General features: G+C 70.9%; 16 protein-coding genes and 1 pseudogene. 9 read left to right on the top strand and 8 right to left on the bottom strand.

Annotated elements, in window-relative coordinates:
* Positions 1–30 precede the first annotated feature (30 nt).
* Complete coding sequence (locus J3P44_RS13630; protein ID WP_255890974.1) at positions 31–1,134, top strand: glycosyltransferase family 4 protein; 1,104 nt, start codon at positions 31–33, stop codon at positions 1,132–1,134.
* Positions 1,135–1,351: 217 nt separating this feature from the next.
* Positions 1,352–2,215, top strand: coding sequence for an FkbM family methyltransferase (locus J3P44_RS25540; protein WP_255890975.1), 864 nt, complete (start codon positions 1,352–1,354; stop codon positions 2,213–2,215).
* A 61-nt stretch (positions 2,216–2,276) separates the two neighbouring features.
* Here J3P44_RS25540 and J3P44_RS13640 read toward each other — a convergent pair whose 3' ends face one another.
* The 4 genes from J3P44_RS13640 to J3P44_RS13655 are packed head-to-tail and all read right to left on the bottom strand — an operon-like array spanning position 2,277 to position 5,783.
* Entirely contained in the window at positions 2,277–3,182 is a 906-nt protein-coding gene (locus J3P44_RS13640) for a glycosyltransferase family 2 protein (protein WP_255890976.1), read from the bottom strand.
* A complete protein-coding gene (locus J3P44_RS13645; protein WP_255890977.1) occupies positions 3,179–3,565 on the bottom strand; it encodes a DUF2304 domain-containing protein in 387 nt (128 codons plus the stop codon). Before J3P44_RS13645 ends, J3P44_RS13640 begins: the two co-directional genes overlap by 4 nt.
* Positions 3,562–4,374 carry a glycosyltransferase family 2 protein gene (locus J3P44_RS13650; protein ID WP_255890978.1) on the bottom strand — a complete coding sequence of 271 codons (813 nt, stop codon included), beginning with the start codon at positions 4,372–4,374 and terminating at the stop codon, positions 3,562–3,564. Before J3P44_RS13650 ends, J3P44_RS13645 begins: the two co-directional genes overlap by 4 nt.
* Before the next feature lie 41 nt (positions 4,375–4,415).
* Positions 4,416–5,783 carry a hypothetical protein gene (locus tag J3P44_RS13655; protein ID WP_255890979.1) on the bottom strand — a complete coding sequence of 456 codons (1,368 nt, stop codon included), beginning with the start codon at positions 5,781–5,783 and terminating at the stop codon, positions 4,416–4,418.
* Between the two features lie 63 nt (positions 5,784–5,846).
* On the opposite strand from J3P44_RS13655, the gene J3P44_RS13660 reads away from it, so the two are divergent.
* From J3P44_RS13660 to proB, 6 genes and pseudogenes are all read left to right on the top strand, one after another.
* Positions 5,847–6,569: a TIGR03936 family radical SAM-associated protein gene (locus J3P44_RS13660; protein WP_372496577.1), complete on the top strand. Its 723-nt coding sequence runs from the start codon at positions 5,847–5,849 to the stop codon at positions 6,567–6,569.
* 990 nt (positions 6,570–7,559) lie between these two features.
* A pseudogene (locus J3P44_RS25875) lies at positions 7,560–9,599 on the top strand (Rne/Rng family ribonuclease); the annotation flags it as partial.
* A gap of 757 nt (positions 9,600–10,356) precedes the next feature.
* On the top strand, positions 10,357–10,659 hold the full coding sequence (gene rplU / locus J3P44_RS13670) for a 50S ribosomal protein L21 (protein WP_255890981.1): 303 nt from the start codon (positions 10,357–10,359) through the stop codon (positions 10,657–10,659).
* Between the two features lie 57 nt (positions 10,660–10,716).
* A complete protein-coding gene (gene rpmA, locus J3P44_RS13675) occupies positions 10,717–10,971 on the top strand; it encodes a 50S ribosomal protein L27 (protein ID WP_255890982.1) in 255 nt (84 codons plus the stop codon).
* Positions 10,972–11,071: 100 nt separating this feature from the next.
* Entirely contained in the window at positions 11,072–12,634 is a 1,563-nt protein-coding gene (obgE, locus tag J3P44_RS13680) for a GTPase ObgE (RefSeq protein ID WP_255890983.1), read from the top strand.
* A complete protein-coding gene (gene proB, locus J3P44_RS13685; RefSeq protein ID WP_255890985.1) occupies positions 12,624–13,745 on the top strand; it encodes a glutamate 5-kinase in 1,122 nt (373 codons plus the stop codon). The genes obgE and proB overlap by 11 nt, the downstream gene beginning before the upstream one ends.
* Before the next feature lie 4 nt (positions 13,746–13,749).
* Here the strand turns inward: proB and J3P44_RS13690 are convergent, their stop codons facing one another.
* The 3 genes from J3P44_RS13690 to J3P44_RS13700 all read right to left on the bottom strand — a co-directional run bounded on the left by J3P44_RS13690 (position 13,750) and on the right by J3P44_RS13700 (position 15,604).
* Positions 13,750–14,916, bottom strand: a complete 1,167-nt coding sequence (locus tag J3P44_RS13690; protein ID WP_255890986.1) for a hypothetical protein — start codon at positions 14,914–14,916, stop codon at positions 13,750–13,752.
* 67 nt (positions 14,917–14,983) lie between these two features.
* The gene (locus J3P44_RS13695) at positions 14,984–15,301 is read right to left on the bottom strand and encodes a MazG nucleotide pyrophosphohydrolase domain-containing protein (protein WP_255890987.1); all 318 of its coding nucleotides are present in this window, start codon (positions 15,299–15,301) and stop codon (positions 14,984–14,986) included.
* Between the two features lie 15 nt (positions 15,302–15,316).
* Positions 15,317–15,604, bottom strand: coding sequence for an HIT family protein (locus J3P44_RS13700; protein ID WP_305122494.1), 288 nt, complete (start codon positions 15,602–15,604; stop codon positions 15,317–15,319).
* A gap of 273 nt (positions 15,605–15,877) precedes the next feature.
* Here J3P44_RS13700 and J3P44_RS13705 point away from each other — a divergent pair, with 273 nt between their 5' ends.
* On the top strand, positions 15,878–16,537 hold the full coding sequence (locus tag J3P44_RS13705; protein WP_255890988.1) for a nucleotidyltransferase domain-containing protein: 660 nt from the start codon (positions 15,878–15,880) through the stop codon (positions 16,535–16,537).
* 1 nt (position 16,538) lies between these two features.
* Here the strand turns inward: J3P44_RS13705 and J3P44_RS13710 are convergent, their stop codons facing one another.
* Entirely contained in the window at positions 16,539–17,792 is a 1,254-nt protein-coding gene (locus J3P44_RS13710; RefSeq protein ID WP_255890989.1) for a basic secretory family protein, read from the bottom strand.
* Between the last annotated feature and the right edge of the window lie 50 nt (positions 17,793–17,842).

Here is a 17,842-nt window from a genome sequence, read left to right on the forward strand (position 1 = left end):
CGTCCCACACTTCGTCCCGGAGGAGTCATCGTGCCCGGTCGTCCGCTCGTCCTCGTCGACATGCTGTCCTACACCGGCACGAAGGGCGGAATGGAGACCTACACCCGGGAGCTCTACCGCCAGCTCGGCGCCATGGACACCGGCCTGGAATTCGTTGCGCTCGCGAGCAAGGAGGGCGCACGCCTGGACCTGTCGTGGTTCCCCGGTGAGGTCATCAGGTCGGGGATCAGCGGCGAGAACCGTTTCGTGTGGGCCTTCGGGGAGCTGGTGGCCTCGAGCTGGTTCGCCCGCCGCCGGCGTGCCGACCTGGTGCACTCGCCCGCCACGCTGGGACCCATGTACACCTCCATGCCGACGGTCATCACGATCCACGACATGCTCTACTGGAGCAACCCCGAGCTGATGTCGACCCCCATGTACACGCGACCTGTCATGTGGATGGAGAAGCGCGGAGCGGCCAACGCCTCCCATGTCATCACCGACAGCGACGTCTCCGCCAACGAGATCGTCAAGTACCTCGGCTTCCCGCGCGAACGGCTGCACGTCGTGCCGCTCGCCGCCGGCCGCCCCGCAGCCACGGCCGCGTCCCAGCAGACCGAGAACCTCGTCCTGGCAAGCGGCCAGCGCCGACCTCACAAGAACTGGGAGCGACTGATCCGGGCCCTGGCCCTGGTGGAGGAGGACGTCCGCCCGCGGCTCGTGATCACCGGTGCCCGTGGGGAGGACCCGCTCGCCCCGGTCGTCGCGGAGACCCGCATGGAGCGCTGGGTCGAGCTCCGGGGCTGGGTCGACGACGACGAGCTGGCCGACCTCCAACGCCGGGCACGCGCCCTGGCGTTCCCGACCCTCGCCGAGGGCTTCGGCCTCCCGATCCTCGAGGCGATGTCCCTGGGGTTGCCCGTGCTCGCATCCGACCTCCCGGTGCTTCGGGAGGTCGGTGGTGACGCGGCCATGTGGTTCGATCCGCTGGATCTGGAATCGATCGCCGATGCGCTGCGCACGGCTGCCACACGTCCCGACGTGCTGTCGGCGCTCGCCGCGGTGGGGCTCGAACGCGCGCGCCTCTTCAGCTGGGAGCGAGTGGCGCGCGAGACCCTCGAGGTCTTCCACCGCGCACTGACGGACCATCGCTGATGGTGCTTCTCCGTGATCCGGCTGGAAGGCCCTCGGCGCCAGCACGTCCGCGTCCCGGACGACCCCGGTTCGCGCGAGGGTTCGCAGGCGGCGGCGAGGCAGTAGTGCACAATTGCCGCACGTCGTGGTGGCCGGAAGGATGCCGCGCGACGTTCGCCAAGCGGAAGGCACAAGCGGCATGCTCCTGAGGTATCTGGACCAGTTGCCAGACAGGTTCGTGAAGTTCCACCAGAGGACGCCGTTCGTCCTCGCGATCCTGCGGCCGGTGCGGCCGCTGCTGATCAAGACCTTCCAGAGCATCCAACGATGGCTGAAGGAGCGCGACATCCGCAGGCGCAGCCGGGTCGAGGAGATGTCATCACGCGAGCAGCTCGAGGAGTTCTTCGACACTCTCCGCGCCTACGATCCGGGCCTGCCGATGATCCGGCTCGGCGGCCAGGGCGATGGAGGGTACGTGGTTCCTGACGACCTGGACGGTCTGGCCGCGTGCATCTCGCCGGGCGTCTCGACCGTGGCAGACTTCGAACTCGCTCTGGCCGGGCGCGGAGTACCCTCGTTCATGGCCGATGCGTCGGTCGATGCCGCGCCTGCGGATCACCCGCTCTTCGACTTCGAGCCAACCTTCGTCGGAACGGAGGACGCTCCTGGCTGGACGACGCTGGAGAGCTGGTTGCGCCGGAAGGCACCGGACACCGGCGACCTGCTCCTGCAGATGGACATCGAAGGGGCCGAGTGGCCCGTCCTGGGGGCGGTGGACCGCGAAACCCTGCTGCGGTTCCGCATGATCGTCCTCGAGCTCCACGACGTGCACAAGGTCTTCCTCCGCAGCGGCCTGGACGAGGTGGGTCAGGTGCTGAGGAAGCTCCTCGACGACTTCGAGATGGTCCATGTCCACGCCAACAACAACCTGCAGCCAGTTCGTCGTCATGGCTACGAGGTTCCTCCGGTCCTGGAGATGACCCTCCTACGGAAGGACCGCGTCCGGCGCAGGACGCCGGTCGACAAGCTTCCCCATCCGCTCGACGTCCGGAACAACGCGTTCGTGCCCGAGCTCGTGCTCGCCCCCTACTGGTACGCCTGAGCTCCGCCCCGCAGGGGCCCAGACGTTCTGCCGCACCTCGCGGGGGGGGGCATGGGGGTCCTTACCGTGCCACAGCGTGCATCATCACCTGCCGGAGCACCGCTGCGTCTCGGAGCCGGGCGGCCTCGGGAAGGAAGGTGAGCGCGTGCAGCCGCGAGGTCCATCGCCGCTGGGCCGCCCGTCGTGCCCTCGTCCAACCGACGCGCTGCATCTGCTCGGCGGCCTCGGCGAAGTAGCGTCGGTCCTGTGCGAACCTGGTGCCGTCGCGGAGGGCGGCGCCCGACAGGCTGCTCGCGTGACGCCGGTAGGCGAAGGTGACCGCGGGATCCAGCACGAGCGACGAACCGTCGGCCACCAGGTCGATGACCAGAGCGAGGTCGAGGATGATAGGAAGGTCCTGGCGGAAAGCATGCTGCTTGACGCGCGCCGTGCGGAAGACGAGCGAGGGCCAGTAGAGCCAGTTGCCCCGCAGCAGACTGGCGGCCAGCTCTTCGCCCGCAAGCAGGACCGGCTCGCGCACCGACGGAGTCAGCCAGCCCTTGACTCGGTCGCCCAGCGGGGAGATCGTCGCGCCGTCGGCGTCGATCACCCGCACGCCCGGCTGGAAGACGTCGGCCTGAGGGAACTTCATCAGCAGCGCGCGGGATCGCGAGACGAACTCCGGCTCGAGCAGGTCGTCACTGCCGAGGAACATCACGGCATCGCCGCCGGCGAGCTCGAGGCAGCGCTGGAAGTTCGCGGCGATGCCGAGGTTTTCCTCGTTGCGCCGGTAGCGGATGCGCGGGTCGTCCTCGGCGGCGAAGTGCTCGGCTACGGTCCGATCGGGGTAGCCGTCGTCGACGACGGTCACCGTCCAGCGCGGGTCGTCCTGGGCGCGGACGCTCTCGACCGTGGCGTAGAGCAGATCGGGGTCGCCCCAGTAGGGGATGAAGATCTCGAGGTCGGAGGGTTCGAGAGACGCGCTCACGTCGAGGACTCGTCGCGCGTCGGGTCCTCGGGCCGGTTCTGGCCTTCGACGCGCTCGATCTCTAGCCGGAGCAGGGCCACCTCCTCGGCCAGCGTGCGCGTCCTCTCCTCGAGCCGGCTCAACTCGGAGCTGTGCTGCAGCGTCAGCACCAGGATCACGATGGCGGCCCCGAAGAAGAGCAGGTTGGCGGGCACCTCGAGGCCGAGGGCGTCGGACGTCTTCACCAGCAGGACCGGAGCCGCCGCGACGGTGATGACGGCAATGGCGACCACGGCCCAGATCAGCGCGTACTTCTCGCGGAGACGGTGCCGGCGCATCAGCTCGAAGAGTGCTAGCAGGACGATGGCCGACCCGGCGATGCCAAGGATCGTGCTGCCGCTCATGGCTGCCCCTCCCTCTCCGCGTCGGGGAGCTGGACGGGGCGCTCCGGGGCAACCGCCGGACCCGGGGAGTCGATGCCTTCGTCGAACTGGGCCGGCCAGTCGCGTACCAGCGCGAGCATGAGTGCGACCACCGCACGGAAGAGGTAGACCGCCGCCTTGAGGGGCGAGTGGGAGGCCTGTCCGCCCGACCGTGGCCGCATGGTCACGGCCTCCTGGGTGATGCTGCATCCGGCGCGAGCGGCGATGACAAGGGACTCGACCGTGTCGCCGAGGTACTCGGCAGGGTAGTGCTGGGCGAAGAGCGCGATGGCGCGGCGATTGGAGACCCGGAAGCCCGAGGTGACGTCGGTCAGCTTGGTGCGCGCGAGCCGGGACAGCACCCGTGCGAGCAGCACCATCGCCCACCGGCGCGGCCCGCGGACCTTGTAAGGGTCGTCCGCGGTGGCGAAGCGGGCACCGATCACCACGTCGGCGCCGGCGAGGCGCTCGACCAGCCGGGCGAGGTAGCGCGGGTCGTGCTGGCCGTCCGCGTCGATCTGCACGGCGACGTCGTAGCCATGGCGCAGGGCGTACCGGTAGCCCGTGCGCATCGCGCCGCCCACGCCGAGGTTGAACGGCAACTGGCACACCATGGCGCCGGCGTCGGCTGCGACGTTCGCAGTTCGGTCGCCGGACCCGTCGTCGACGACCAGCAGGTCCGCCCACGGCACGGTGTCGCCGATCTCGCTCAGGGTGCGGGCGATGCTCTCCTGCTCGTTCCAGGCGGGGACGATGATGAGAGTCCTGGGATGGTCGCCGGCTGCGGACACGGGCGGGATGCTACCAATCGGGCGGTCCGGCCCGGGCCGCATCACACCTCTCCCAGCGCGAGCGCCAGGCCCCAGGTCACCACGCCGAGCGCGAGCAAGCCGTATCGCATCCATGCGCGCCGGGTATCCACGAGCAGGCCGGCCGACAACAGCGCCCACGGCAGTAGGGAGTTGGCGTAGCGGCTGGGGAGCGGGACGTAGTTGTTCTCGACGAATCCCACCACGATGGCCAGCGCGGGGGCGGCGAGCACGGCGACGAGCACGGTGCTCAGGCCGACGACCCGGTGCGCGGCGCGGACCCCCTTCGAGAGCGCCAGCCCGGTGGCGCCGCCGATGGCGAGTGCGGTGACGGCGGCGTAGACCGGCAGGCTCGCGGGCCCGGTGGCGTACGGCGAGGTGGCGCCGCCGCCCAGGTTCGGGAGGAAGTTCCCGAACTCCACGAGGAGGTTCGCGCCCTTCAACGGAGCGCCGAAACCGAAGGACGGCTGCTCACCGACGGAGAGCGCGGACCGCAGCGCGAGCCATCCCGCCTGAGCGAACACTGGAAGGACCACGGTCGCCAGCGCGGAGACGGAGCGCCGGTCGGTGACGAAGGACCGGAGCCGGGGCACCGCCCTGACTCCTCCAAGATCTGGTCCACGGTTCAGTCCCAGCGCCGCCGCGAAGAGGAGCACCAGCGCCGCCGCACCGAATCCGATCAGGTTCTGAAGCTTGAAGAGTGTGGCGACCACGGCTGCGACGGGCAGGAGGACGAGGGAACCGCGCGCTCCGTCGAGGGCGCGCATGGTGAGCCACGCTGCCAGCGCGCCGGCGGCGAGTGCCGTGGCGTCGGTCGAGATGTACGTCGTCCCCCAGTACGCCGCGAGGGAGCCGACGAGGACGAGGCCGAGGCCGACCGCGACCGGGATGGGGACCCTGGCTCGCCGCAGCGCGAGGTAGAGGAACACGGCGCCGAGGCTCAGCCAGAAGCCGCCCACGGCCCGGCCGGCGCTGACGAAGTCGACGCCTGCCCAGATCAGTGGCTGCGCGAGGACCCGAGTGATGGCGAAGTAGAGCGGCGTGTAGAGATCGGCCGTGGTGCCACCTGCGAGCGGGTACCCCACGCTGTTCGGCTTGCGGCACCCCTCGGGGTTCGGCGGCATCTCCGGGATGAGACGCACGCCGTGGCACACCATGTACTTCCGGGCCAAGAGAGGCATGTCCTCGCCGCGGCGCACGATCCCGTGGTCGGCGACCTTCGCGTAGTACCCCACGTACTGGTACTCGTCGATCGGGGACATCATCTCGTGCTCAGCGACCTGCTCCGACGTGAACACGAAGGAGGCCACGATCAGCGCCAGCACGGCGAGGAGGTCCCCTCGCCGACGCACCCAGGACGCCTTCGTTCCCCCGCCCTCTGCTTGTTCCATGGGACCGGACCCTAGCCAAGCGGAGTGCCGCCACGGAATTCAACGGGTCTAGCCTTGACGCCCGTGCCCCAGAACCAACCCGAGCAGCAAGCTCCTCCGGTCCAGCGCCTCCGCGTGCGCTACGCCAAGCGCGGCCGGCTGCGCTTCACCAGCCACCGTGACTTCAGCCGAGCGTTCGAGCGCGCGGTGTTCCGGGCGCGGATCCCCATGGCGTACTCGTCCGGCTTCAACCCGCACCCGCGCATCTCCTACGCCGGCGCCGCGCCCACCGGCTCCGCGAGCGAGGCCGAGTACCTCGAGCTGGCGTTGGCCGAGGTGGTCGTGCCGGCCGAGGTGCACGCCATGCTCGATGAGGCGCTGCCGCCCGGCCTGGACGTCCTCGAGGTCGTCGAGTCGCCTGGAGGATCGCTGTCCGACCTGCTCGAGGGCAGTCGCTGGCGCATCGACCTCGCCGCCGACGGGGCGGCAGCGGCGGACGCCGTCGCCCGCTTCCTCGCCGCGGACGAGGCTCTCGTCGAGCGGATGACCAAGAAGGGGATGCGCGAGTTCGACGCCCGCGGCGCGGTGGTGTCCCTCGTGGTGCTGCCGGCCGACGACCCGGGACGTACGTCGCTCGACGTGGTGCTGCGGCACGGGACCCCGGCCGTACGCCCCGACGACGTCCTGCGCGGGCTCGAGACCGTGGCCGGCCTCCCGGCGGGTGAGGCCCCGATGATGACCCGACTGGCCCAGGGGCCGCTGCTCGACTCCGGCGAGGTCGGCGACCCGCTGGCCGGTCACGCATAGGGGCTCTCGGCGGCCGGTGTGCGATACTCGCCACGTTCGACGCCCGGGCAACTTCCGGGACCACGTCGAGCCGACGACGTTCTCGCCGGTCACCCCAGTGGCAGGCACCCCGGGTGGGTGGACGTCACCGGACCGCGACGCGGCCACAGGAGTCGGTGACAGCGACTCAGGGGTGGCCCGGCGACCGCGGCAGGTGGCAGACAGCCTTCGGAGACGCACACGCGGAGGGTGTCGCCGCCACTGAAGCTTTGCGTCCCCGGGATCGCCAACACCGAGAGCGGTGGACGCCGTACCGGCACCGTGACGGTGCCCGAGGAGCACGACATGCTCGATTCCGACCAGCCCGACCGGACCGACACCACACTCGGCGACACTCCCGACTCGTCGCCTGACACGCCGGCGGCAGCCGCGCTGCCCGTGGTGACGAGGCGTACGCGCAAGGCGCCGGCCAAGAAGGCCGCCGTAGCCCCCGAGTCGTCCACCGACGCCGTCGCGGACCCGCTCGCCGCCCCGCCCGCCAAGAAGGCCCCCGCTCGCAAGGCACCGGCGAAGAAGGCCGCCGCCAAGCGCACCCCCGCCAAGAAGACCGACGCCGCCGCCGGTCCGGGAGTCGTCGAGGCAACCGAGGCGCCCGAGGCAGCCGAGGCGCCCGAGGCGCTCGACATCCCCGCCCAGGACGAGGTCGCCGCGCCGGCGAAGAAGGCCACCGCTCGCAAGTCCGCAGCGAAGGCCACGGCCAAGAAGACGACCCCCCGCAAGTCCACCGCCAAGAAGGCAGCCCCGGCTCCGGAGCAGTCCGACGAGGCCGCCGAGGCCGCCGAGGCGACCCCCGCCGACGAGACGCCCGCTCACGCGGTGCTCTTCCAGGCACCGGTCGCCACGACCACCCGGCGTACGCGCCGGCGGGCCGAGCCCGTCGCCGACGAGCCGTCCGAGGACGCTGCCACGGCCGAGCCCACCGCCGCGGACGAGTCGGACGAGACGTCCGCCGAGGCTCCCGCCCAGCGCGAAGGCAGGAAGCCGGCCGCCAAGAAGGCCGCCGCGAAGAAGGCGGCCAGCAAGAAGTCGGGCGGCAGGAACGCCGCCGACCTGACGTCCGACGTGGCATCCGACGTGGCATCCGACGTGGCATCCGACGAGGCGGACGAGCTCGACGAGCCGCTGCCGGCGCCGACCGACGACGAGGACGAGTCGCAGGACGCGACGACCCAGGACGACGAGTCGGGTGAGGGCGAAGGTGGTCAGGCGCGCCGTCGTCGCCGCCGCGGCGGTCGTCGTCGGCGCAAGTCCTCCGACGACAACGGCGACGGCTCCGACGAGTCGGGCTCGGCCGATGCCTCCACCGACGCCTCCGTCGACACCTCCGGTGCCACTGCCGAGGCGGCCGCTGCCACCGATGACGAGCCCGGGTCGGACGACGCGGGGGAGGGCAACGGCGAAGGCACCTCTCGTCGCCGCCGCCGTCGGCGTCGCTCGGGCGACGACGGTGCCGCGGACGACGCCGAGCCCAACACCGTCACCCGCGTGCGCAAGAGCCGGACCGCCGAGGACCAGATCACGGCCGTCGCCGGCTCCACCCGGCTCGAGGCCAAGAAGCAGCGCCGGCGCGAAGGACGCGAGGCCGGCCGCCGCCGTGCGCCGATCGTCAGCGAGGCCGAGTTCCTGGCCCGCCGCGAGTCGGTCGAGCGCGTCATGGTGATCCGCCAGCGCAAGGACCTGATCCAGATCGGCGTCCTGGAGGACAAGGTGCTCGTCGAGCACTACGTCGCCCGCGAGTCGCAGACCTCGCTGATCGGCAACGTCTACCTCGGCCGGGTCCAGAACGTGCTGCCGTCGATGGAGGCCGCCTTCATCGACATCGGCAAGGGCCGCAACGCGGTCCTCTACGCCGGTGAGGTGAACTGGTCCTCGCTGGGCCACAAGGAGGGCCAGCCCCGCAAGATCGAGTCCGTCCTCTCCAGCGGCCAGATGATCCTGGTCCAGGTCACCAAGGACCCGATCGGGCACAAGGGAGCTCGCCTGACCAGCCAGATCAGCCTCGCCGGCCGGTTCCTGGTCTATGTCCCCGACGGCACCACCTCCGGCATCTCGCGCAAGCTGCCCGACACCGAGCGCAACCGCCTCAAGACCCTCCTCAAGGAGATCGTCCCCGACACCGCCGGCGTCATCGTGCGCACCGCGGCGGAGGGTGCCAGCGAGGAGGAGCTCACGCGTGACGTCGAGCGGCTGAAGTCGCGCTGGGAGGACATCGAGAAGAAGTCCACCAACAAGGGCTCCGGCCCGCAGCTGCTCTACGGCGAGCCCGACCTCACCCTGAAGGTCGTGCGCGACCTGTTCACCGAGGACTTCGCCAAGCTGGTCATCGAGGGCGACGACGCCTGGGACACCGTCCACGGGTACGTCGAGTCGGTGGCACCGGACCTCGCCGAGCGGGTCGAGAAGTTCGAGCGCGGCAACACCGGGGGCGACATCTTCGCGACCTACCGGGTCGACGAGCAGATCCAGAAGGGCCTGGACCGCAAGGTCTGGCTGCCCTCCGGTGGCTCCCTGATCATCGACCGCACGGAGGCGATGACCGTCGTCGACGTGAACACAGGCAAGTTCACCGGCTCCGGTGGCAACCTGGAGGAGACGGTCACCAAGAACAACCTCGAGGCGGCTGAGGAGATCGTGCGCCAGCTCCGGCTGCGCGACATCGGCGGCATCATCGTCGTCGACTTCATCGACATGGTCCTCGAGTCCAACCGCGACCTCGTGGTGCGCCGGCTCGTCGAGTGCCTGGGTCGCGACCGGACCCGCCACCAGGTCGCCGAGGTGACCTCCCTCGGTCTCGTGCAGATGACGCGCAAGCGGATCGGCACCGGACTCGTCGAGGCCTTCAGCGAGAACTGCGAGCACTGCCAGGGCCGGGGCGTGGTCATCAAGGACCAGCCCGTCGACCCCCACGCGAAGTCCGACGAGGGCGACGGTCGGCGCACGAACGGCCGCCGTCGCGGTCGACGGGGCGCGGGCGACGAGGGCTCCGACAAGCCCACCGAGCAGACCACCAGCGCTCCCTCGCCCAAGGTCATCGCCGCGATGGCGCGGCACGAGAAGGCGGCCGAGCAGACCGACGACGCCCCGACCGAGGCTGAGGCTTCCGACGAGGCTCCGACTGGCGCAGCCGAGGATCCCACTGCGACTCCGGCTGAGGTTCCTGCCGAGGCTGCGGCCGAGTCCCCTGAGGCTCCGGCCGAGGAGACCCCGGCTGAAGCTCAGACCGAGACTCCGGCCGAGGCTCCTGCCGAGACCACGGCTGAGGCTCCTGCCGAGACCCCGGCTGAAGCTCAGACCGAGACTCCGGCCGAGGAGGCTCCGGCCGAGGTCGAGAAGCCGCGCGTTGTCACGCGTACGCGCCGTCGCGCAGCCAGCCGCCCTGCGGGCCCCCCGGCGCTCCCTGACGCGCCGGTGACCTCGGTCGCCGCCGGCAGGCTGCCCGAGTCCGGGCTGGTCGAGCCGGGCACCGTGGCCGTCGAGCCCGGCGTCGGGACGCTGACCGCGGAGCCCGCGTCCGAGGCACCGACGGTGGAGCACGTCCCGATCAAGAAGAAGGGCTCACGCAAGCGCTGAGCCTCTTGGGGAGGTGGCCGGGCGTCGTTTTGCCCGGTCGCCACCCGATCCCGTAGTCTTGACCCTCGGTGTTCGACACACCGATCCCTGCGCGCCCGCCACGCGGCGTACTCGCCCGAAGTTCAGGCGGTGTTGTGCGCAGACCGACGTTTCCGCAGTTCTGACGAGGAGAGTGGCCGTGTACGCGATCGTGCGCGCTGGCAGCAAGCAGCAGAAGGTTGCCGTTGGCGACGTCATCGAGATCGACAAGACCGACGTGGCCGCGGGTGACACCATCACCCTTCCCGTCGTCATGGTCGTCGATGGCGAGAAGGTCACCGCGACCGGCCTCGACAAGGCGAGCGTGACCGTCGAGGTCACCGGTGCCACCAAGGGCCCCAAGATCATCATCCAGAAGTACAAGAACAAGACCGGCTACAAGAAGCGCCAGGGTCACCGCCAGAAGTACACCCAGGTCAAGGTCACCGACATCTCCCTCTGAGCCCGCGCTCGAGGTCGACCACTCATCCCAGACTCTTCGAAGCAGAAGGACTGAACAATGGCTCACAAGAAGGGTGCCGCGAGCACCAAGAACGGTCGTGACTCCAACGCCCAGCGCCTCGGCGTGAAGCGCTTCGGCGGCCAGACCGTCCTGGCCGGCGAGATCATCGTCCGCCAGCGTGGCACGCACTTCCACCCGGGCACCGGAGTGGGCCGTGGCGGCGACGACACGCTGTTCGCCCTGCAGGCCGGCGCCGTCGAGTTCGGCACCCGCCGCGGTCGCAAGGTCGTCAACATCGTCCCCGGCGAGTGACGTCACCGCGACACTGAGCACTTCTGCGAAGGGCGTCCCTGTCTGGGGGCGCCCTTCGCGGCTTTCGAGGCTCCCGCCTCACCACTGACAAGGACATCCCATGGCCATCCCCACGTTCGTCGACCACGTCACGCTGCACCTCGCAGCCGGACGAGGTGGCAACGGTGTGGCCTCGGTGCACCGGGAGAAGTTCAAGCCTCTCGGCGGCCCTGACGGCGGCAACGGAGGTCAGGGCGGGTCGATCATCCTCGAGGTCGACACGAGCGTGACGACCCTCGTCGACTACCACCACAGCCCCAAGCGACGCGCCGAGAACGGCGGGCAGGGCGCCGGTGACCACAAGAACGGCGGAAACGGCAAGGACCTGGTGCTGAAGGTCCCCGACGGCACCCTGGTCAAGGACGCCGACGGCAACGTGCTCGCCGACCTGGTCGGCCACGGCACCACTCTCGTGATCGCCCAGGGCGGTCGCGGTGGGCTCGGCAACGCCGCGCTGGCGTCCTCCAAGCGCAAGGCCCCCGGGTTCGCGCTGCTCGGCGAGCCCGGCGACGAGCTCGACGTACGCCTCGAGCTGAAGGTCGTGGCCGACATCGGCCTCGTCGGCTTCCCGAGCGCCGGCAAGTCGTCCCTGATCGCGGCGATCTCCCGGGCCCGGCCCAAGATCGCCGACTACCCGTTCACCACGCTCATCCCCAACCTCGGGGTGGTCACTGCCGGCGAGACGACGTTCACCGTCGCAGACGTGCCGGGCCTGATCGAGGGAGCGGCGGAGGGACGCGGCCTGGGCCACGACTTCCTGCGCCACATCGAGCGCTGTGCCGCACTCGTCCACGTGGTCGACACGGCCACGATCGAGCCGGGCCGCAACCCTCTCGACGACCTCGACATCATCGAGGGTGAGCTGGCCCGCTACGGCGGGCTCGAGGACCGGCCCCGGCTGGTCGCCCTCAACAAGATCGACGTGCCCGACGGCCACGACATCGCCGAGATGGTCGTCGAGGAGCTGCGAGGGCGCGGCCTGCAGGTCTTCGAGGTCAGTGCGGCGTCGGGAGCGGGCCTGCGCGAGCTGACGTTCGCGATGGCGGAGATCGTCACGGCCTCCCGGGTGGAGACGCCCGAGGTCGAGGCCCAGCGCATCGTGCTGCGGCCGCCGGCTGTCGACGGTGGAGCCGACTTCGAGGTCCTCGCGACCGACGACGGCTGGCGGGTGCGGGGCGCCAAGCCGGAGCGCTGGGTGCGCCAGACCGACTTCAGCAACGAGGAGGCCGTCGGCTTCCTCGCCGATCGCCTCAACCGGCTCGGCGTCGAGGTCAAGCTCGTGCAGATGGGCGCCCAGGAGGGCGACACGGTGCTCATCGGCCCCGAGGACAACTCGGTCGTCTTCGACTTCAAGCCCAGCATCGAGGCCGGTGCCGAGATGCTCGGCCGTCGCGGTGAGGACGAGCGGCTGCGCGAGCAACGCCCGGCCCGCACCCGTCGCCACGAGATCGACGAGGCGATGGAGACCAAGGCGGAGGAGGAGGCGCGCGCCGACGTGGCCCGCCGCCTCGACGCGGAGCGGAAGAAGGGTCCCAACCGCAGCACCGGCAGCTCCGGAGTGGGTCCGATGTCCTACGAGATCGGCACCAAGGACGACCCCGACTGGGACGGCAGTGACGACTGACCGCTCGGCCCTGGTCCGAGGCGCCCGGCGCATCGTGGTCAAGGTCGGCTCGTCGTCGCTGACCACCGCCGCCGGCGGGATCGACCCGGCCCGGGTGCGTCAGCTGGTCGAGGTCCTGGCCGCTGCGCGCAGTGCGGGTGCCGAGGTCGTCCTCGTCTCCTCCGGGGCGATCGCGGCGGGACTGGCGCCGCTGGGCCTCACCAAGCGGCCCAGGGGGCTCGCGGCCCAGCAGGCGGCCGCGTCCGTCGGCCAGGGCCTGCTGGCCCACCGCTACCAGGAGGAGTTCGCCCGCCATGGCATCGTCACGGGCCAGGTGCTGCTCACCGTCGACGACGTGACCCGGCGCGCCCACTACCGCAACGCCCACCAGACCTTCGCCAAGCTGCTCGAGCTCGGCGTGGTCCCGATCGTCAACGAGAACGACACCGTCGCGACGTCCGAGATCCGGTTCGGCGACAACGACCGGCTGGCCGCCCTCGTCGCCCACCTGGTCCACGCCGACCTGCTCGTCCTGCTCTCCGACGTGGACGGCCTCTATGACGGGCCGCCCAGCCGCCCCGGCTCGCGACTCATCCCAGTCGTGCGCTCCGAGGCCGACCTCGCCTCGGTGACGATCGGCCCCGCAGGGTCCTCCGGTGTCGGGACCGGCGGCATGACGACCAAGGTCGAGGCCGCTCGCATCGCGACGGGCGCCGGCATCGACGTGGTGCTCACCTCGGCGGACCAGGCAGCCCCGGCACTCTCGGGCGCCGAGGTCGGCACGCTCTTCGCGTCGACCGGCAAGCGACGACCCACCCGGCTGCTGTGGCTGGCCCACGCGACGTCCGGCCAGGGCACCCTCACGCTGGACGCCGGTGCCGTACGCGCGGTGGTGGAGCGCCGCGCCTCCCTGCTGCCGGCCGGCATCACCGCCGTCGGCGGCGGCTTCGTGGCCGGCGATGCGGTGGACCTGCTCGCACCCGACGGGACCGTCGTGGCGCGCGGGCTGGTGAACTTCGACGCCGAGGAGCTCCCGGCGCTGCTTGGCCGCTCGACCAAGGAGCTCAAGGTGGCCCTCGGTGCGGCGTACGAGCGCGAGGTCATCCACCGCGACGACCTGGTGCTGCTGTAGCGGCTCAGTCGCCGCTGCGGGCGGCCACCAGAGTGGCGTCGAACGCCTGCAACAGGTCGATCACCGCTTGCCGGGGGACCTTCGGCGCCTTGACCCCCAGGTTCCCGAACTCGACGGCGGCAAAGGTCGCCAGAAGCTCGTCGGAGTGGACGAGCGCGCTGCTGGCCGTGCCGCTGGCGGGGACCACGATGGCGATTCCGGCGTCGCCCTCGTCCACCGGGAAACGGTTCTCACGCTGCGCCGGCCGGGCGGCGTCCGCCACGAGCGCATCGGCCTGCTCCTGCGGGATCGGGCCGGCGGTCAGTCGGAGCAGGCGGTCACGCTCGGGGTTGCGGTAGAGGCACTGGATCTTGCCCGCCCCGTCGTCGGAGCCACGTGCCGTGGTCGCCTGGCCGATCACTGCCCGGACCTGGGGGTCGTCCGGGCGGGGGCACGCCTCGGGCAGCAGCACCCGAGGCTGCTCGTCGCGTTCGAGCGACAGCGAGTCGAGGACGGCAAGCAGCTGGTCGGTGGTCTTCTTCCGCTGGGCTGCGCTCCCTTCGTCGAAGCGGCGGGCCGCGCTGTCCTTGACCAGCACCCAGAAGCCCACCTCCTCGTTGGCGTGGTATCCGTAGCCGTTGACGGTGGTGAAGTCCGACGTGGTGATGGCGGCGTAGCCGCGGTCGGTCGCCGTCCCACCGGCCGAGCCAAGGATCTCGTTGACGTCGGTGGGCCCGAACTTCCCGAGGAACCAGCCCCACGCCGCGACGTCGACCTCGCCGCCGTCCTTGTCGGGATGGCTCACGACGCAGCCGTACTTGGTGGTGTCGTCCACGACGAGCGCACCGATCGCGTCGAGCAGGGTGATGGAGCTGGTCAGCTCGGTGTGCAGGCGGACCGACACGCGCTGGGCCGCGGGGACGAAGGAGCGCCACTCCTCCGGGGCGAGGCTCTCGCACGGGTTGATGTTCTCGACCGCGGCGCCGTCGGCGGTCGGCTCGGGCTCCGCAGGCTCCGTCGATCCGTCGGCCTCAGCTGGATCGTCGGTGTCGGTGGACTCCGACGTTCTGTTCGTGGGCTCGCCCTCCCCGTCCGAAGGATCGGACGACCCGCCGCTGCAGCCGGCGAGGAGCAGTGCGGCGAGCAGCGCAGCGAGCAGGGGGCGGAGTCCGGGACGGGCAGGCATCGTCATGGTCGGAATCCTGCCCACTCGCCCGCCAGGTAATCCTCCCGGAACGGGCGACTCGACCTCGGTCGACTCAGTCCTCGGCGAGCGCCTCCTCGATCTCGTCCATCGCGCTGGTGAAGGCCCCGGCCAGGTCGACGTCGTAGGCGTCGGCGAGCGTCAGCACGCTCCAGAGGCAGTCGGCGAGCTCGTGGGCGAGCGCCTCGTCGAGGTCGTCGCGCGGGCGGACGCCCGCCTTGCCCTGCACGAGCTTGGCCAGGTCCCCGACGTCGCCGAGGAAGCCGAGCATGATCTCCTCGGTGCTCCACGAACGGCCGTAGGTCGACGCCTCGACCTCGGCGTAGCGCGACCTGACCGCGCGAGCGCGCTCCTGCATCTGCTGGAAGTCCATGCGGGGGAGTGTGGCCTATCGGAACGTCCGACCGAGACCCAGTGCCCCCGCCAGCTTCGCGGCGAAGGGAGCCCGCTCGTCGGCGCAGACCCAGCGAGCCGCACGGTGCTGCTCGTAGAGCCGATAGCCCAGGAAGCGTGGAAAGACGTGGACATGCAGGTGCCAGACGTCCTGGTTGCCCGCCGGCTCGTTGTGCTGCCGGGTCGAGGTGCCCTCGCACGCGTAGGCGGCGCGCATGGCCACGGCCACGCGCTGCGTGAGGTCCCAGACCGCGTGGCCGACGTCGGCCGGGATGGCGTACAGGTTCTCGTGATGCGCGCGCGGTCACCAGCGCGGCTCCGGGATTCCCTGGCCACCACTTGGGTGAGATGCGGGCGTAGGCGTGCTCGGTGACGGCGACCACGTCCTCGGGCTGGTTGTGCTCGTTGTGGATGCCGTGCTGGATGCCGCAGAACGGGCAGTCGTAGCCGTCCGGCTCGTGGGTGCCGTGCCGGGCCCAGTGCGTGTCGTCCACGCGGTCAGCGTGCCATCCGTCAGCGAGAGCAGGGCGGCCGGCCCGGGGACTAGCGTCGGGGCATGAGCGTCGAAAGGGAGCCGCTGCACCGGACGCCCGCCGAGATCGCCGAGGACGAGGAGTTCTTCCGGTGGTACGGCGACTGGGCGCCGCTGGACCCGGCGGGGCTCGCTGACTTCATGGCCGGCTTCTCACGCCCATGGTGGATCGTCGGCGGCTGGTCGATCGAGGCGTTCACCGGGGTTCCCCGGGAGCACGAGGACATCGACCTCTCGATCCTGGCCTGCGACCTCGATGCCTTCCGCGAGCACGTCGGCGAGGAGTGGAACCTGTGGAGCAACCACGGGGGCACCCTCCGCCCGTTCAACGACCGCCACCCGGAGGTGCTCGACGTGCACAGCCAGGTGTGGGTGCGGCGCAGTGCCGCCGACCCGTGGGTGATCGACCTCCCGATCACGCCCGACCGCGCCGGCCTCTGGACGAGCAAGCGCGACCCCGACCACGTCGCCCCGCTCGGCGACGTCACGTGGGCGGCCGAGGACGGGCTCCGGTACTTGCGACCCGAGATCACCCTGCTCTACAAGGCCGTGCTGCACCGTCCCAAGGACGACCGGGACCTCGCCATGACGTGGCCGCTGCTCGGTGCGGAGCAGCAGGCCTGGCTGCGCGAGGCCGTGGGCCGGCTCTACCCGGGCCACGACTGGGTGGGGCTGCTGGCCTGACTCAGGCAGACCGCGCCCATGCCAGCGCTTCGGCCACGATCTCCTTCGTCGACATGCCGAGCTCCGCCCGGACGCGGGCCTCGACGTCGGCGGGGAACGGGGCGCCCCTGCGACGGAAGCTGTTCATCAGGTCCCACAGCACGTCGTCGCCGCGCGTGCTGGCGAGGTAGTCGCAGGCAAGGTGGGCGAGCGCGTAGTTGAGCCGGGACCGACCCTGGTAGAAGTCGCGCCCCGTCGGCAGGTTCCGCGGTGCCATCGACCCGAGCTGCTGGGCCAGGCCACGGCGGCGCTGGTGCACGGCGTAGACCGCTGAGTAGGCCACGTAGTCCGCCACGCCCTCGCTCAACCACCGCGGACTGCCGTTGTCGGAGGACCCGAGCGCGACGTGCACGAGCTCGTGGCGGAAGAGGATGCCCTGCCACTCCCCGCCGTCGGTGTGGACGGGATTGACCGCGAAGCGGTGGGCCGCGACCTTCTTGCCTCCCGGCCGCGCCATGACCGGGAACGCGATGCCGGCCGTCCGGTCGATCGACATCGAGCTCATCTTGTCGATGGCGTCGACGTCGCTGATGTCGTAGGCGACGACCCGGCCGGACCACGGGGGGACGAGCGGCTCGATGGCGTCGCGGGCCGCGACGATGGCGTCCTGCAGCTCGGCCGCCTCGTCCTTCGTCTCGTCGTCGAAGACACCGAGCACGCCGTCGGACTCCTCGACGGTGATGGCGGTGACGTCCCACGGCGCCGGCAGCCAGCCGGTGAGCGCGTCGTTCTGGAGGTTGCGGTCGCTCGCGAGCCGAACCTCCTCCTCGTCGCCCACGAACGTGTAGATCAGCGGCTGGGTCACGGCGTGCTTGTCGTAGCCGTCGAGGCGCATCGTGAAGTCGACCGGGAGCTGGAGGTCGCCCTCGCCGTGGACCCGCGTCATGACGCCCTCGTCGCCGAGCTCGAGGGACATGTCGGTGGCGGGCAGTCGCGCGAGGTTGTCCCACCACCGGGCCTGCGTCCTCGCGAACTCCTTCGCCGAAGGGTCGATGGTGGCCAGGAACGCGTCGCGGTCACCGTCGACCAGGGCCTGCTCACGTGTCTCCACGAGCTCGAGCGCGGCGTCGCGGAGGGACTCGTCCATGCCCGCGGGCGGTCCGGAGCGCTCCGGCAGACCGGGGTGGCTGGGCTCGTCCGGAGCGGGCGCACCGCCCTGGCAGGCGGCAGTCGGCAGCAGGAGGAGGCAGGCGAGCCAGGCCCGAGGTGCGCGCATGCGCGGAGCCTAGGTCCTCGTGGTGACACGCGAAACGGCCTCGCGGGGTT

The organism is Nocardioides astragali (assembly GCF_024436375.1).
Taxonomy (GTDB): Bacteria; Actinomycetota; Actinomycetes; order Propionibacteriales; family Nocardioidaceae; genus Nocardioides; species Nocardioides astragali.

Coding starts and splice junctions, on each gene's coding strand:
- J3P44_RS13655 (WP_255890979.1), bottom strand. CDS start 5,783: ATGGAACAAGCAGAGGGCGGGGGAACGAAGGCGTCCTGGGTGCGTCGG.
- J3P44_RS13690 (WP_255890986.1), bottom strand. CDS start 14,916: ATGACGATGCCTGCCCGTCCCGGACTCCGCCCCCTGCTCGCTGCGCTG.
- J3P44_RS13705 (WP_255890988.1), top strand. CDS start 15,878: ATGAGCGTCGAAAGGGAGCCGCTGCACCGGACGCCCGCCGAGATCGCC.
- J3P44_RS13710 (WP_255890989.1), bottom strand. CDS start 17,792: ATGCGCGCACCTCGGGCCTGGCTCGCCTGCCTCCTCCTGCTGCCGACT.
- J3P44_RS13695 (WP_255890987.1), bottom strand. CDS start 15,301: ATGGACTTCCAGCAGATGCAGGAGCGCGCTCGCGCGGTCAGGTCGCGC.
- J3P44_RS13645 (WP_255890977.1), bottom strand. CDS start 3,565: ATGAGCGGCAGCACGATCCTTGGCATCGCCGGGTCGGCCATCGTCCTG.
- rpmA (WP_255890982.1), top strand. CDS start 10,717: ATGGCTCACAAGAAGGGTGCCGCGAGCACCAAGAACGGTCGTGACTCC.
- obgE (WP_255890983.1), top strand. CDS start 11,072: ATGGCCATCCCCACGTTCGTCGACCACGTCACGCTGCACCTCGCAGCC.